Here is a 15,381-nt window from a genome sequence, read left to right on the forward strand (position 1 = left end):
ATTATAAAGTTGAGATGATGTCAATGGTTCTTGCAACCATTTCTTTGGTAATATCGAGATGAAGAACAAAACGTATCCTGTTGGGTGCAATCGCATAGCTAAGAATGTTTTTTTCTTTGAGCTTAGCTACCAATGCAGGAGCGCCTTGTTTTTCCTTCAATTGAAAAATGATAATATTCGTTTCAACCGGCAGTACCAGTTCTACAAAATCTTTCTCGCCGATGGCAGTTGCTATCAGCGCAGTATGCTCATGATCTTCCTGTAAACGGTCGATATTGTTTTGCAACGCATAAATGCCCGCCGCCGCTAAAAAACCAGCCTGCCTCATGCCGCCACCAAACACTTTCCTTACTCTTCTCGCTTTTTTTATAAAAGCGGTATTTCCCAATAGCAGGCTTCCTACGGGACAGCCAAGGCTTTTGCTTAAACAAATAGAAATGCTGTCAAACACTTGTCCATATTGTTCAGGCGTTTCTTTTTTTGCCACAAGCGCATTGACAAGCCTTGCTCCGTCCAAATGAAATGCCAACTTGTATTCGTCACATGCTCGCCGGATTTGTTTGATTTCAGCAAAATCATAACAACTGCCGCCGCCCCGGTTACTGGTGTTTTCAAGGCTCACGAGACTGCTGTGGGCACGGTGTACATCCTCGGGATTAATGGCTGCCTTCACCTGCTCTGCGGTAATGCGTCCACGGTCTCCGTGCAATAATTTTACAGATGCGCCGGAATTAAATGCAATACCACCTCCTTCGTATTGATAGATATGAGAGCTCTCATCACAAATAACTTCGTCCCCCGGCTGTGTATGACATTTGATTGCTATCTGGTTGGTCATTGTACCCGATGGGCAAAACAGAGCCGCTTCCATGCCAAACATGCCAGCGGCCAGTGTTTCCAATTCATTGATTGAATCATCTTCTCCAAAAACATCGTCGCCTACTTTGGCTGTCATCATCGCTTCCAGCATGGCGGGAGTAGGCTTGGTAACAGTATCCGAACGAAAATCAATAAACATTCACCGAATTTATTTGCAATATAATCAGTTCACTCCTCAAATCAGGCAGTTGACGGGTCTCAGCATGATAAATGATGGTGATTTGCTAATTTGGCCTTTGTATGAAAGAACCAACTTTCCTCGAATATGGTTTGCTGATTGCATTCAGTCTTATCATGTCACTGCTGGGTCTTTATCTGCTGGCAAACTTTAGCCGCTTGTTCCGGCGACGAATCAAAAACGAAATATTGCGCCGAAACCTGGCTGCATGGGTAGTGATCTTTTGCATCTCCTGCGGTATGATCCCGATGAGCGGAGGTTTTTTTTATATACTCGGCAAATTTGGCTGGGGCTGGGCGGTGGCAGGGCAATTTATCTCGACTACGCTATTGACATTAATTGTTTTTAACCTGGCGAGGATCGTAGCGGAAAGTAAACGATTACAAAAATTATCCTTTGTAAAACACAAACTACTCGTGTTTGCGACATTGATCGTTACTATCCTTGCGATCAATGTACCGCTGAATTACATTTTATATGGTTTTTCGATACAGTATATGAAATACTCTGTTGTCTCGAGTATTTATCTTGCCGGAGCCACAGGACTTGTATATGCCGTCATCGATTATCTCGATCTGGAACGAAAAAGAAAATTTCATGAAAAAGAATTGGAGCTAAGTAAATTGAGAGAGTTGAAGGCAAAAGCAGAGTTGGAAGCTCTTCATTCAAAAGTAAACCCACATTTTTTATACAATGCGCTTAATTCTATCGCTGATCTTTCTATTACAGATGGTAGCAAAGCCCGGAAAATGACAGTGGCCTTAGCCGATCTGTTTCGCTATAGTATTAATTACAGCAACAACAATTTTTCTACCGTGAAAGATGAAGTGGAGATGGCGGAAGTGTATTTGGAAATTGAAAAAATAAGATTTGAAGATCAGCTTAATTACACGATAAAAGTAAACCCTGAGTGGAACCATTACCTGGTTCCAAGATTTGTACTGCAGCCATTGGTTGAAAATGCGGTGAAGCACGGCCTGAAAGCCACCGGCAGAATGACGGAGATAGAATTGGAAGTCAGGGAAGATAACGGCGGACTTGTTTTAAGCATTGCTGATTCAGGGCCCGCGTTCCCAAATGAATTGAATGCAGGGTATGGAGTAAAAAGTGTATACGATAAGCTCGACCTGCTTTTTCCCGGCCAATATGAAATTCATTTCAGTAACGAGCCACGTAAAAAAGTTTCTGTACATGTTCAAAAGATGATAAAAAATGAACCCGTTATTTAGAACTATTTTGATCGATGATGAACCGGCTGCAAGAAGGCTCATGAGAAACCTTTTACACGATTATAAAGAAACAATTGAGATAATTGGCGAAGCCGGTACAGGCAAGGAGGCTATCCAAAAAATTGAAGAGCTAAATCCGGATCTCATTTTCCTTGATATCCAGATGCCTGACCTCACCGGTTTTGAAGTGATAGAGAAGTTAAGCCGAAAGCCCAATATCATCTTTACCACGGCCTACGAGCAATATGCTATCAAGGCATTTGAATCTTTTTCCATTGATTATTTATTAAAACCAATCAAGGAAGAAAGACTCAGGCAAAGCATTGAAAAACTAAAGCAATTTGGCCGGCTAAACCCGTCGATTAATATTGCCGGTTTGCAGGATATTATCCGCCAGTTCCAGGCTCCTGCAAAAACAACAGCCCTAACTATAAAAACAGGGGACAGGATCATTTTGCTGCGTTTTGAAAATATTGTTTACCTGGAAGCGCAGGATAAATATGTATTTGTGTATACCGCCGACGGGCAAAAGCATTTGACGGACCAATCGCTTGCAGCCTTATGCGAAAGACTTCCGGGGCAATTCCACCGGATTCAGAAATCATATATTATAAATAAAGATAGAGTGAAAGAGATGCACCGGCATTTCAATGGCCGCTATCTTTTCCTGATGGATGACAAAACCGGGACCCGTCTCACCTCCGGCCGTACCTATTATGACGCCATACGGACGGAGTTTAGCCTGTAAGACAATTGAGCTGGATATAATTACTGTTCACTCGAGTAAAGCGTTAACCCACCGACATTGGCTTTTCCGGGTAGATTTATCTTTTTAGTTTTAAGCTGACAATGAGTTTATTAGGAGAAATTCCACTTATCTCTTTTTTTAACCACTCATCAGAAAAGCTGATACCCCTGTAACCGAATTTCCCGACCTGCGTCAAACTAAGTGTTCAGAATAAACGGCCCACTCATCAGTAAATATGGCCGTTTAATTTAAAACAATGTTCTTTGTATTACATAGTACCTACTTTTGGACTGTAATAATTAAAGACAAGTACTAACAAAAATATCATTAGACCAAAAACCAATAAAAACTCGCACATGAAAAAGATTTTGACTTTGCTGGCAGTCGTTTTGACCATATCCTTAGCCAGCTACGCACAACCTAGTAACGAAAATCAAACAGAAAAAAGGATTTCAGGAAAAATCAGTGGCACTGTTATAGATGGCAACACTAAAACAATTGAATCGGCCACCATCACATTACATAAAGCCGCGGATTCATCTGTTGCTAAAATGAGTGTGGCCAATAAAACCGGCAAGTTTGAATTTGAAAATGTTGCGCTGGGAAAATATTTTGTCGCTATCTCGGCAATTGGTCACAATAAGGGCTTTTCTGAACCAATCGAGATTTCCGCTACCAACCTCGATGTTACACTTAAAACCATTGAACTGGTACCACAGGCAAAATCAATTGCTGGTGTTACTGTTACATCAAAAAAGCCTTTTATTGAGCAAAAGGCTGGAAAGACACTCATTAATGTGGAGGCTTCTCCTACTAATACCGGTTTAAACGCTTTGGAATTATTGGAAAAATCGCCCGGAGTGACTGTTGACAATGACGGTAACATCAGTCTTAAAGGCAAACAGGGAGTGATGATATTGGTAGATGGCAAACCTACTTATATGAGTGGTGCTGACCTGGCAGCTTTATTGAAAAATATGCAGAGCAGCAGCCTGGAGCAAATTGAGATCATGACCAACCCCCCAGCTAAATATGATGCTGCCGGCAATTCAGGTATCATTAATATTAAAACAAAAAAAGGCATCGTAACTGGAACAAACGGATCTGCTAATGTATCCTACACACAGGGGCTTTATGCAAGATTTAACGGCGGGTTTAACCTTAACCATCGTAATGAGAAAGTAAACCTGTTTGGCGGATATAATACAGGAAAGTATGAAGGATACAATAATCTTACTATTGACCGTAAATTCTATGAAGCGGATAATGTTACATTAAAAGGATCTTCAGACCAGAGATCAAGACCACATTTTAAAGGTATCTATCATGGTGTAAAAGCCGGAATGGATTATTATTTTTCTAAAAGAACCGTGCTGGGTTTTGTTGCAAATGGAAATTTTAATGATAACGATGAAGATCCAACAAGCACTTCGTTTGTAAGGTTTCCATCCGGGGCCGTGGATTATAAGATAGGATCAAGCGGTAACAATACAAGAAAATGGGCTGGTGTATCAACCAACGTCAACTTTAAACATACGTTTGATTCAACAGGCCGTGAGATTACAGCAGACGTGGATTATGCCTTTTACAATAACAAAAGCAAAACAGAGCTTACCACCCAAATTTTTGATGCTAATAATGAAAAGAATGGTGACGATGTTATCTTAAGAGGAGATATTCCTTCCAATATAGATATATACAGCGCTAAAGTAGATTATTTACATCCTTTTAAAAATGGTATAAAATTAGAAACAGGTTTTAAAACAAGTTATGTAACAACAGACAACCAGGTTGAATATTTACGTAACAATGGTACAGGTTGGACCAGCGACGACAGAAGCAATCATTTTATCTATAAAGAAAATATAAATGCAGCCTATGCTATTTTTTCAAAGTCAATAAAAAAGAAATGGGAACTTTCTGCAGGTCTTCGTTTGGAAAACACAAATGCAAAAGGTAACCAGGTCAAAACGGATTCTTCATTCAAAAGAAATTACACCAATTTGTTTCCCAATGTAGGTTTAAGTTATAGTGCAAATGAAAAAAATCAATTCAACTTTAGTTACAGCCGCAGGATATCCCGTCCCAACTATGATGATCTGAATCCGTTTGTTTTCTTTTTGGATTCGTTGACTTATGGCCAGGGTAACCCTTACCTGCAGCCCCAGTTTACTCACAATTTTGAAGCAAGCCATACTTTCAACAAATTTTTGACAACAACGTTGAACTACACGCAGACAGATGATATCATTACGCAAATGCTGAAACAGAATACTGAAAAGAAAGTGACTTATCAAACCCGGGAGAATTTTAATCAAATGAAGCAGATAGGTCTTGCAGTGATGGCAAACTTCCCGGTAAGAAAATGGTGGAATATGAATATCTATACCAATTTGTTCAACAATCACTATACGGGTATTTACCAGGATGGTGTTAAGAATGACCCGATTGATATACAATTCACCAGCTTTATGGGTAATATGACAAACAGCTTCACCATAGGAAAAAAAGGCTGGTCTGCTGAAATAAGTGGTTGGTACCGTACGAAAGGAGCCGAAGGTCTGTTGGTAGCAAATGATATGGGCGCAGTTAATACAGCTATATCCAAACAATTGTTTAAAAAACAAGCAACACTTAAGTTAGGCGTTCGTGATGTTTTTTATACGCAACAATTCAGTGGTTATGCAAAATACAGCGATGTGGATGTGAATATATATAGCAAAAGGGATAGCCGCCAGTTCAATCTTTCATTTAACTATCGGTTTGGTAAAAAGAATATCGCACCAGAACGCAGAAAAAGAGGCGGGGCGAGCGACGAACAAAACAGAGTTAATACAGGTGGTGGAAACTAATCGAAAATCAAGATCATTTCCTTTAGACCTTTAAACGAAAATTCAGCAGATTCCCGCCTATCAAAGGCGGGAATTTTGTTTTAGTGATGGCTTCTTTAAGTGTTGTTAAGAGTCACTACAGTGGTTTGATAAGTATTTTTTACCCTTCGTCACGGAAAGTACGAAACTTGTCATATTTCGTTGAGAAATCAGTTCTGTATTTATCATCTTCATGCTCTTAAACCGCATTATGAGGAAGATCTTAATCTTATCTGTTGTTTTTCTTAGCATGGTTACTGCTGTATTCGGGCAATCCAAAATAGGAAGGATCACCGGCAGTATTAAAGATGGTTCTCAAAAAAATATTCAGTCAGCTACCATCTCACTTATAAAAGTTTCCGATTCATCATCCATAAAATTTGCTGTCGCCAATAAGAATGGTGAATATGAATTTGTAAATATTCCAGCAGGAAAATACCGGGTAGCCGTTTCATCTGTTGGTTATGAAAAAGCTTTTAGTCCTGTGTTTGAAATTACCGAAGCGGAGCCACAGGTCAACCTGGGGACAATCCACATAACTGAAACTGCTAAAAGCCTTGCCGGGGTAACGGTAACCGGTAAGAAACCTTTTATTGAAACAAAGATTGATAAAACGATAGTCAATGTGGAATCATCACCCACCAGTGCCGGCGCCACTGCATTGGAAATATTGGAAAAATCGCCGGGCATTACAGTGGATAATGATGGTAATATAAGCTTACGGGGAAAATCAGGTGTAATTGTTATGCTTGATGGGAAGTTATCTTATTTATCGGCTGCAGACCTTGCGAATATGCTGAAGAACATGCCGGCTTCGGCATTGGATCAAATAGAGATCATGACAAATCCTTCTTCTAAATATGATGCCGCAGGCAACTCCGGTGTAATAAATATTAAAACTAAAAAAGGAAAGAATGACGGTTTTAACGGCAGCATTATGGTAGGAGCAACGTCAAGCATATACCGGATACATAATGCAACCTATTTCCTTCCCAAATCTCAAAACAGCATCAATTTTAACTGGCGAAAGAATAAGATCAATTTTTTTGGAAATTATAATCCAAACTTTTTCCGCGGCCGCAACACACTCACTTTTGAAAACCGCTTCCTGGCTGTCAACAGTGATGATATAATTGGCTATAATAATACAGAAACCCGTTTCAGGTTTGGTAACAATAACCATACGTTAAAGCTCGGTCTTGACTGGTATGCTAGTAAGAAAAATATTTTTGGCATTGTTGTAAGCGGTTTTACTTTCAGTGGTCATCCACGGCCAACCACTGTTGGCAATCTTAGTGATGAGAACCACCAGTTGGAAAGCAGGCTTGTATCGAAGACAGATAACAGGATCAGGTTTAAAAACGGAACTCTTAACCTGAACTGGAAACACAGCTTTGATACCACCGGCAGGGAACTCACTGCTGATTTTGATTATGTTGTTTACAGCAATGTTTCCGACATGGTATTGGAAACTGATTATTTCAACAGTTACTTACAAAAAACAGGCAATTCGTCTTTACGTGGGCATTTGCCTTCTGATATTGACATTTATACTTTCAAAACAGATTATGTTCACCCTGTTAAAAATGGGCGCATTGAAGCAGGATTAAAGTTCAGCTATGTTAAAAATGATAATGAAGTGAACTATGAAAGTTTGATTAATGAAGAGTGGGAAGAAGACCTGGTGCGGTCAAACCATTTTGTCTATGATGAAAATATCAATGCCGCTTATGTGAATTATAACCGGCAAATAAAAAAATGGTCATTCCAGGCAGGGCTCAGGGTAGAAAACTTAATTGCTCATGGCAACCAGTTAGGTAATCGTGTAGTGGCTCAAACAAAATTTAAAAGAGATACCACCAACCTTTTTCCAACAGCATTTGCAAGTTATAAGGCGAACGAAAAAAATACTTTTACCCTTTCTTACGGGCGGCGCATCAACAGGCCTAATTACCAGGACATGAACCCCTTCACTTACTTCCTCGATTCTTTATCATACCGGCAAGGCAATATTTATCTGCGTCCGCAATACACTCATAATATTGAGTTGTCTCATTCATTTAAGGGAAAATATATCACTACCTTAAATTATAGCAAAACAGATGATGTCATTTCGCAGATTATCAAATTGGATCCCAATAATCCTGAAAGTAAAGTGAGATTTCTTACCGTTGATAATGTGGCTGAGTTTCGCAATATTGGTCTCTCTATTACTGCACCTTTCACATTTGTTAAATGGTGGAATGCGAATATTTTCACTAATGTATTCAACAATCAATACGAAGGTGTTTATGATACGACTAAAATTAATTTCAACTTCACTTCATTTATGATCAATATCACGAATAATTTCACATTGGGCAAAGGCTATACTGCTGAACTGAGCGGATTTTATCGTCACCGAGGAATCAATGGCCTGACCGAAATGAAGGCTATTTATCAGCTAAGCCTGGGCGGACAAAAGCAGATCATGAAAGGAAAAGGAACGCTTCGGCTGAATGTACGTGACCCATTTGCATGGCAAAAATTTTCCGGTATAAATAAATATGGAAAAGTTGATGGTGAGTTTCTTGCCCGGCCTGACATACGCCAGGTTACAGCTACATTCACCTGGAGGTTTGGTAAGAACGGCCAGCAAAGCCAGCCACGCCGCAGGAATTCAAGTTCGCAGGATGAGCAGAACAGGGTAGGCGGCGCCAATCAATAAAAAATAATTTTCTCATGTGAACAGGTCTCCCGTTTCTACGGGAGACTTTTTTTTGAAACACCAATATTTTCAAATTAATGCAAATGGACGCTAATGGAATGAATCCAATTAATCATGTACATTCGTACCTTAGCGTTCATTCGTTAAAATTGGCGCTAATTAGTGTATGCCTTCATTTGATTTTGTAAGCAAAGTAGACGCACAAGCATTGGACAATGCTGTAAATGTGGTTACCAAAGAAATCACCAACCGGTTTGATTTTAAAGGGTCACATGTAGTGATTAAGCTGGATAAAAAAGAGTTTAAAATAAACCTGGAAACAGAGGATGATATGAAAATGCGCCAGCTGTTGGATGTATTGGTTAACAGGGCTCACAAGCAGGGGATAGCTCCTGAGGCTTTTGATCTGTCCAAAGAAGGGAGCTTGAGCGGCAAGGTATGGAAGAAGGAAGTTTTGGTGAGAAATGGATTAAAACAAGAGGATGCCAAAAAGATCGTAAAACACATAAAAGATTCAGGACTAAAAGTTCAAGCCTCAATCAATGACGATATTGTAAGGGTAACGGGCAAAAAAATTGACGATTTGCAGGAAGTAATTCAGTCATCAAAAAGCTGGAACCTGGGTATTCCCCTCCAGTTTGAGAATATGCGCAGCTAAATGTGCATATTCCGCCTGTAAACCTTCACAACTGCCGAAAACGGTGGAAAAAAAAGTGGCAAACAGGTGCGTAACAAAACGAAAAAAAAATTGGAAAACGCTATTCCGGGAGCGTACCTTCAATGAACAATCGCTGCAAGAAATTTGGTAAAACAAATAAAATTGTGGCTTTGGAGAAGTAAATATCTGTAACAGGATAAATACAACTCCGGGGAGCATCAGGAAAAAAGGAATATACCTGCGCAAGCAAGTATAGGAATCGATTCTGGTGCTTTCTTATTTTACAGCTGCTTTATCCAGTTTGCTTTTAAGTTCCTCTTATACTCCTTTGGCGTCAGCTTTGTTTTTATTTTAAAAAGCTTATTGAAATTGGACAAGTTTTTATACCCACATAGATAGGCGATCTCGGCAATTGTCTGCTCTTCTGATTCGATCAATAATTTACGGGCATGGCTAATCCTGATATCGTTTAAAAAATCGATAAAAGTGCTCTTGGTTCTTGCTTTAAAAAAACGGCAAAATGATTGCGGTGTCATATGGCATAGTTCAGCTACCTCCGGCATGGATATGTCACGCATAAAGTTTTTGTTGAGGTATAAAAAAACTTCGTCAATCTTGTGATTATCTTTTGTGTCATACGAATTTTTATAGGTGATGCTGGCTAAGGATTGTACTTCCTCTGATCCGGCCAGGCATTCCAACACCTGCATGAGGCCCACTATTTTTTGCATGCCATTGCTTTCAACCATGTTGCTCAACATCGCAGCAATTTGTTCAAATGTCCGGCCTTGTATTTTCAGGCCTCTCTCGGCCTTCTTTAAAAATTCTTTCAGCAGTTGGGTTTCTTCTAATTGAAAAAACTTTTCACCAAAAATTTCTTTGCTGAAATAAACGACTATGGCTATTGCCTGCCGGTTATTGTCGTTTTTGTAAAAAGAAGGATCGCTATACCAAACATGCGGAATATTGGGGCCGAGGAAAACCATATCGCCTGGTCCAAACACCTCAATACGATCTCCAATTATTCTTTTTCCGGTACCACTTAGTGTATAAACTAATTCACATTCCGGGTGAAAATGAAAGGGGGTATCCCAATAAGGAACCTCTCTTTTGACAACAATCAGGTTGTCCTGCGGGGTTTTACCTATTTGGGTAAAAAGAGGCTTCATGGCAACGCTTAAGTGTTTACAATAAAAGCTCAATTTATGGCAAGGCCAGCGAATTAAAGCAGGCCGGCTGAATGTTTTAATTAAGATTTGGCAAAAAGGCAGATGGAGCCTATCTTCGCACACTCAAAAATTATAAAATAAGTACGGCAAAATCCGTGCAGCCTTAAAATCAAAGAGTTATGAAAAAAGGTCTCCATCCGGAAAATTACAGGCTAGTGGTGTTTAAAGATATGAGTAACAATTACTCATTCCTTAGCCGCTCCACTGCTGCGTCTAAAGAAACTGTGAAATGGGAAGACGGTAATGAATATCCCCTGGTAAAACTGGAGATTTCTAATACATCTCATCCCTTTTTTACTGGCAAAAATGTACTGGTAGATACGGCAGGTCGTATCGACAAGTTCAAAAAGAAATACGCCAAGAAAGGAGAATAATCTTATTTTCTCTTCTTCAAATATTTTATCAGCCTCCAAGTGTATTGGGGGCTTTTTTGTTAGCCGCATCATTAAAAGTTGACTGCTTTTTTCCGGCTATTTTTTTTCAAGTATCTTTCCGCATAGTATCAGTATTTCATATCCATGAATAAGATCCTCTTTACTGAAGAATATTGCCAACCCGAAAATCTTTATCCCTTCACCCTTACCAGGCAAATACAGGATATCAGGGTCGGTATTTTAACCATCCGTGAAAAGTGGGAAAAAGCTCTTGGTTTGATTTCTTATGACCGGAATGAAGATGATTATAAAGACCTGGACCGGTCGCTAACGATACAAAAAGCCGCTGAAGATGGTATTTGTATTATGGTTCATGGAAATGTACTTCCAACTAATAAACTGATAAAAGCTGTTCGCAGTCTCAAACCAGGCGAGTTTATTTCGGTGAACAACAATACGGGCATTGTTTTTTGTTTTTCGAAAAAAGAAGTCAGTGAAGAATATAAGATTAAGGTCACCAATCCTGTCATCATTGAAGATGATATAAAAACTATCCGGTACCCCTGGGATATTTTTCAATTGAATAATTGGGCCATCCACCAGGATTTTGAGTTGATTACTAAAAAAAGAAAATCGCAACCCATTTCCCCGAGCAATAAAATTGTAGGCAGTGGTAACATATTTATTGAGAAGGGTGCAAGTGTAGAGCATAGTTATCTCAATGCATCAGATGGCCCCATCTATATTGGCAAAAATGCTGAAGTAATGGAGGGGGCGATGATCAGGGGACCCTTTGCCATGGGAGAGGGGGCTTCTATAAAAATGGGAACAAGGGCTTATGGGGGAACTTCGTTAGGCCCCTATTGCATCGTTTCCGGCGAAATAAAAAATTCGGTCCTGTTTGGTTACTCCAATAAAGCCCATGATGGTTACCTTGGTGATTCCGTTATTGGTGAATGGTGTAATATAGGTGCAGGTACTACAAATTCTAATCTTAAAAATAATGCCGGTATTGTGAAGGTTTGGACACCCGGGGGGCAGCTAAACGCCGGAAACAAGTGCGGTGTGATGATGGGCGACTATTCACGGACGGCGATTAACACAGCTATTAACACCGGAACGGTAATCGGCGTTTGTTGCAATGTATTTGGCAACGGGCTCACGCCAAAACATATTCCCAATTTTTCATGGGGAAGCGATGGCATAGACCGGTATGGATTCGACAAAGCCCTCGAGGATATCACGGGGTGGAAGAAGTTGAAAAAACATTCGATCTCAGATAACGAAAAAAGTATTTTAAAATATATCTTTAAACATTTTTAAAGTTAAACACCAAATTCCTGATCAAAAATTATGAGAAAGCAGATCGCCGCAGCTAACTGGAAGATGAACCTTACTTTTCAACAGGGAGAAAATTTGCTGAATGAAATACTCAAGCAAAACATAGTATTAGCTGCTCATCAGCAGGCAATATTTGCAGTTCCCTATCCCTATCTTCTCATGGCAAGAAGTGAAGTAGACGATGCTAAAAATTATTATGTAGCCGCACAAAATTGTTACAATAAAAAATCTGGAGCATATACCGGGGAAGTGTCGGCGGAAATGATCCATTCTATCGGTGTTCCTTATTGTGTACTGGGGCATAGCGAAAGACGGGAGTATTTTAATGAAAGTAATAACGTGCTTGCAGAAAAACTGAATCTTTGTTTGGAGAATTTTATTACACCAATTTTCTGTTGTGGTGAGCCCTTGTCAATCCGTGAAGCCGGTACCCAGAATGAACATGTCGCAACTCAATTAAAAGAGTCGCTTTTTCATTTGTCAGCCGATAAGATAAAAGATATCGTGATTGCCTATGAACCCATCTGGGCGATCGGAACAGGTAAAACTGCTACTACCGGGCAAGCCCAGGAGATGCACGCCTATCTGCGCTCGGTATTTGCAGGTCAGTATGGCCAAAATATTGCGGATCAGATTTCCATTTTATACGGCGGGAGCGTAAAAGCAAACAATGCAAAAGAATTGTTTAGCTGCCCGGATGTTGATGGTGGCCTGGTGGGTGGAGCCTCACTGGTAGCAGCCGATTTTGTGGAGATTATACTTAGTCTGAAATAATAGCTTCCGGATGCAATGAAGAAAGTTTGTTTTTTGGCTGACAGGCATGGCCTGTATGATGACAGGACTTATTGGAAGCAGGCCCTTTCTTTAAAGAACAATGGTTATGAAGTACATTATCTCGTTATGGGTGATGAAGACGGGCAGGGTATTACTCCGGAAGGCATTTTTTTTAGACTGATAAGCCGCAAGAGATATTTTAAGAATAAATACATTAACTGGGTAATTAAAAAGATTTTGCCCCTGACAACCGAGTATGACCTGGCGTTTTCCTGTTGCAGAGAAATAGAAGCAGATGTGTATCAGATTGAAGATTTGCAGGTAAATCGCATTGTACATAAGCTGAAAAAATTGCCACATAAACCAAAATTGATTTATGATGCACGGGAGCCGCATGATAATAATTTAAAGGATATTGATTTTGCAAACGCCCGAGTGCCCTTTTTTTTAATAAATTTCTACGCAAGGCATATTCAAAATTGGGAATATAAAAAGGCCCGGCTATATGATTATATATTTACGGTCGATGATGGGTTATTTGAAAGATTTCAGGCACAAACGCCGGGCGTGCCACGGAAAGTGATATACAATTTTAGCAACCTGGCAGATAAGAGGGAAAATCTGCCGGTTAAGAAAAGGCAATATGATGCCGCTTATGTGGGTGGGATATCGTATCAAAGAGGAGGCTTGGTTATGTTAAAAGCAGCCAGGATGATTGCTGACAAGCTGCCGGATTTTAAACTCCTTCTTCTCGGATGGGTTTCTGAAGACTTTAACAAAGAGATGAATGATTTTATCGCAGCCGCCGGGCTTTCGGATAATGTCATTTTGCTTGATCCTGTTCCTTATCGTGATATTGCAGCTTTTTACAATCAGGTTAAAATCGGCCTGAACCCGTTGTTGGATTTGAAAGCACATCGGGAGATTATACAGATCAAGCTGTTTGAATATATGAATTTTGGAATACCGATCATCGCCAGCGGGTTTGGCTATATGCAAAAGTATGTGGAAGAAAATGAAGTTGGTCTCACTGCTGAGGCAGGCAATGAGAAGGAACTGGCAGATGCGATTACCAGGCTTTTAATGGATGAGGCATTGTATGAAAAGTATTCCCGAAATGGGATAAAGGCGGTAAACGAGCGATACAACTGGGGAATTATAGAAAAAGAATTCTTAGGGGCTTACAGAGAATTGTTAGATAAAGAGGGTCCCGCTTAAAAAACGCCAACACGATTTATTCATGATGAACTTCAACGATATTTTTCTGAGATAGCAACGGGATGTTTTATGGCAATAGTGAATTCAAAATTTTTTGGGTTTTGGAAGGTGGCCGTCAGGGGCTTCATCAATATGCCCCGACTGATCCGTATTTTTTATCAATTCTTCTTTATTGCACCAAAAGGGGGGCTGCCCATTCCCCGCGGAGTTTTTGCCGGGATGGTAAATTACTTTGGTGGCATACGTTTTACAGAAGATCCATTTGCCGTGATCCCTCTTTTTTTGAATATAGATATCAGGATGGTCAGAAAAAATCCTTCCGTTTCTGTGAGGGACAATGGTTTGATCATCATCTGTGTGGTAAGAAACGAGCTGGCCCGTGTCCGAAAATTCATTGCCTATTATAAGGCCCTTGGAGTACATAAGTTTGCTTTTTTGGACGATCAATCCAACGACGGAACAAGAGAATACCTATATAACCATCCGGATGTGGAACTGTTTGAAAGCAAGGAGCGATATACCAGCAACATCAGGCTTGCCTGGATAAACAGGATGCTGGCTTATTATGGATTTGACCGGTGGTTCCTGGTGCTGGATTCAGATGAACTATTAGTATATGACAATAACAAATTACCGGACATATCTTCGCTGATAAACCACTTTCAACGCAAGAATATCACCGCAATATCGGGTATCGTAGTGGATATGTATTCCAAAGAGGCGATTACCGCGAATCAAAATAATGAGGAAGATATTTATAAAGGCGTGGATTATTTTGACAAAACAGGGTATGAATACGACAAAATGGGCAGGATCATTCTTGGCGGCATGCGCAGCCGTTGCTTCGGCGTAAAACCTTGGTTGCACATAACCAGGTTGATTTATTATAGAAGGGGTATTTTTTTTGAATCACATCAGATTTTTCCACGGAAAATCAATACAGAGTGTGTAGGACAAATAGCATTGTTGCATTATAAATTTTTGCCGCAGGATTTTAAGAGTTACCAGGAAAGAATTGCGGCGGAAAATATACATGAGCGAATGGAGTATAAAGGATACATGAAGAAATTTTCAGAATCTTCTATATTATCATTTTTTGATCAGAAGATTTCCCAAAAATATGAATCACCACAATCACTGATTGAATGTGGGCTCATGAAACCTATTACAGAATGA

General features: G+C 39.9%; 12 protein-coding genes. 10 read left to right on the top strand and 2 right to left on the bottom strand.

The window, feature by feature from the left end; all coding sequences use genetic code 11:
• Position 1 precedes the first annotated feature (1 nt).
• Entirely contained in the window at positions 2-1,018 is a 1,017-nt protein-coding gene (locus tag ACFEL9_RS07705) for a threonine aldolase family protein (protein ID WP_385887961.1), read from the bottom strand.
• 101 nt (positions 1,019-1,119) lie between these two features.
• Between ACFEL9_RS07705 and ACFEL9_RS07710 the strand changes: the two genes are divergently transcribed.
• The 5 genes from ACFEL9_RS07710 (at position 1,120) to ACFEL9_RS07730 (ending at position 9,269) form a co-directional block, all read left to right on the top strand.
• Positions 1,120-2,286 (top strand): sensor histidine kinase, encoded by a 1,167-nt coding sequence (locus ACFEL9_RS07710; protein ID WP_385887964.1) that lies wholly within the window; start codon positions 1,120-1,122, stop codon positions 2,284-2,286.
• Positions 2,270-3,034, top strand: coding sequence for a LytR/AlgR family response regulator transcription factor (locus ACFEL9_RS07715; RefSeq protein ID WP_385887966.1), 765 nt, complete (start codon positions 2,270-2,272; stop codon positions 3,032-3,034). The genes ACFEL9_RS07710 and ACFEL9_RS07715 overlap by 17 nt, the downstream gene beginning before the upstream one ends.
• Positions 3,035-3,390: 356 nt before the next feature.
• Complete coding sequence (locus ACFEL9_RS07720; protein WP_385887969.1) at positions 3,391-5,886, top strand: TonB-dependent receptor domain-containing protein; 2,496 nt, start codon at positions 3,391-3,393, stop codon at positions 5,884-5,886.
• Positions 5,887-6,115: 229 nt separating this feature from the next.
• Positions 6,116-8,611 carry a TonB-dependent receptor domain-containing protein gene (locus tag ACFEL9_RS07725; RefSeq protein WP_385887972.1) on the top strand — a complete coding sequence of 832 codons (2,496 nt, stop codon included), beginning with the start codon at positions 6,116-6,118 and terminating at the stop codon, positions 8,609-8,611.
• Between the two features lie 166 nt (positions 8,612-8,777).
• Positions 8,778-9,269, top strand: a complete 492-nt coding sequence (locus ACFEL9_RS07730) for a YajQ family cyclic di-GMP-binding protein (RefSeq protein WP_385887974.1) — start codon at positions 8,778-8,780, stop codon at positions 9,267-9,269.
• 281 nt (positions 9,270-9,550) lie between these two features.
• Here the strand turns inward: ACFEL9_RS07730 and ACFEL9_RS07735 are convergent, their stop codons facing one another.
• The gene (locus tag ACFEL9_RS07735) at positions 9,551-10,438 is read right to left on the bottom strand and encodes an AraC family transcriptional regulator (RefSeq protein WP_385887977.1); all 888 of its coding nucleotides are present in this window, start codon (positions 10,436-10,438) and stop codon (positions 9,551-9,553) included.
• 179 nt (positions 10,439-10,617) lie between these two features.
• Between ACFEL9_RS07735 and ACFEL9_RS07740 the strand changes: the two genes are divergently transcribed.
• The 5 genes from ACFEL9_RS07740 (at position 10,618) to ACFEL9_RS07760 (ending at position 15,381) form a co-directional block, all read left to right on the top strand.
• On the top strand, positions 10,618-10,872 hold the full coding sequence (locus ACFEL9_RS07740) for a type B 50S ribosomal protein L31 (protein WP_385887980.1): 255 nt from the start codon (positions 10,618-10,620) through the stop codon (positions 10,870-10,872).
• 144 nt (positions 10,873-11,016) lie between these two features.
• Positions 11,017-12,195: a putative sugar nucleotidyl transferase gene (locus ACFEL9_RS07745; RefSeq protein WP_385887982.1), complete on the top strand. Its 1,179-nt coding sequence runs from the start codon at positions 11,017-11,019 to the stop codon at positions 12,193-12,195.
• 30 nt (positions 12,196-12,225) lie between these two features.
• The gene (gene tpiA, locus ACFEL9_RS07750; RefSeq protein WP_385887984.1) at positions 12,226-12,987 is read left to right on the top strand and encodes a triose-phosphate isomerase; all 762 of its coding nucleotides are present in this window, start codon (positions 12,226-12,228) and stop codon (positions 12,985-12,987) included.
• Between the two features lie 15 nt (positions 12,988-13,002).
• A complete protein-coding gene (locus ACFEL9_RS07755; RefSeq protein WP_385887986.1) occupies positions 13,003-14,205 on the top strand; it encodes a glycosyltransferase in 1,203 nt (400 codons plus the stop codon).
• Positions 14,206-14,274: 69 nt separating this feature from the next.
• Complete coding sequence (locus ACFEL9_RS07760; protein ID WP_385887989.1) at positions 14,275-15,381, top strand: glycosyltransferase family 2 protein; 1,107 nt, start codon at positions 14,275-14,277, stop codon at positions 15,379-15,381.

This window comes from Terrimonas alba (assembly GCF_042434975.1).
Lineage (GTDB): Bacteria > Bacteroidota > Bacteroidia > Chitinophagales > Chitinophagaceae > Terrimonas_B > Terrimonas_B alba.

What these genes read in the sequence shown, in the direction of transcription:
- ACFEL9_RS07715 (WP_385887966.1), top strand. Translation starts at nt 2,270, where the DNA reads ATGAACCCGTTATTTAGAACTATTTTGATCGATGATGAACCGGCTGCA.
- tpiA (WP_385887984.1), top strand. Translation starts at nt 12,226, where the DNA reads ATGAGAAAGCAGATCGCCGCAGCTAACTGGAAGATGAACCTTACTTTT.
- ACFEL9_RS07760 (WP_385887989.1), top strand. Translation starts at nt 14,275, where the DNA reads ATGGCAATAGTGAATTCAAAATTTTTTGGGTTTTGGAAGGTGGCCGTC.
- ACFEL9_RS07720 (WP_385887969.1), top strand. Translation starts at nt 3,391, where the DNA reads ATGAAAAAGATTTTGACTTTGCTGGCAGTCGTTTTGACCATATCCTTA.
- ACFEL9_RS07730 (WP_385887974.1), top strand. Translation starts at nt 8,778, where the DNA reads ATGCCTTCATTTGATTTTGTAAGCAAAGTAGACGCACAAGCATTGGAC.
- ACFEL9_RS07725 (WP_385887972.1), top strand. Translation starts at nt 6,116, where the DNA reads ATGAGGAAGATCTTAATCTTATCTGTTGTTTTTCTTAGCATGGTTACT.
- ACFEL9_RS07740 (WP_385887980.1), top strand. Translation starts at nt 10,618, where the DNA reads ATGAAAAAAGGTCTCCATCCGGAAAATTACAGGCTAGTGGTGTTTAAA.
- ACFEL9_RS07755 (WP_385887986.1), top strand. Translation starts at nt 13,003, where the DNA reads ATGAAGAAAGTTTGTTTTTTGGCTGACAGGCATGGCCTGTATGATGAC.
- ACFEL9_RS07705 (WP_385887961.1), bottom strand. Translation starts at nt 1,018, where the DNA reads ATGTTTATTGATTTTCGTTCGGATACTGTTACCAAGCCTACTCCCGCC.
- ACFEL9_RS07745 (WP_385887982.1), top strand. Translation starts at nt 11,017, where the DNA reads ATGAATAAGATCCTCTTTACTGAAGAATATTGCCAACCCGAAAATCTT.
- ACFEL9_RS07710 (WP_385887964.1), top strand. Translation starts at nt 1,120, where the DNA reads ATGAAAGAACCAACTTTCCTCGAATATGGTTTGCTGATTGCATTCAGT.
- ACFEL9_RS07735 (WP_385887977.1), bottom strand. Translation starts at nt 10,438, where the DNA reads ATGAAGCCTCTTTTTACCCAAATAGGTAAAACCCCGCAGGACAACCTG.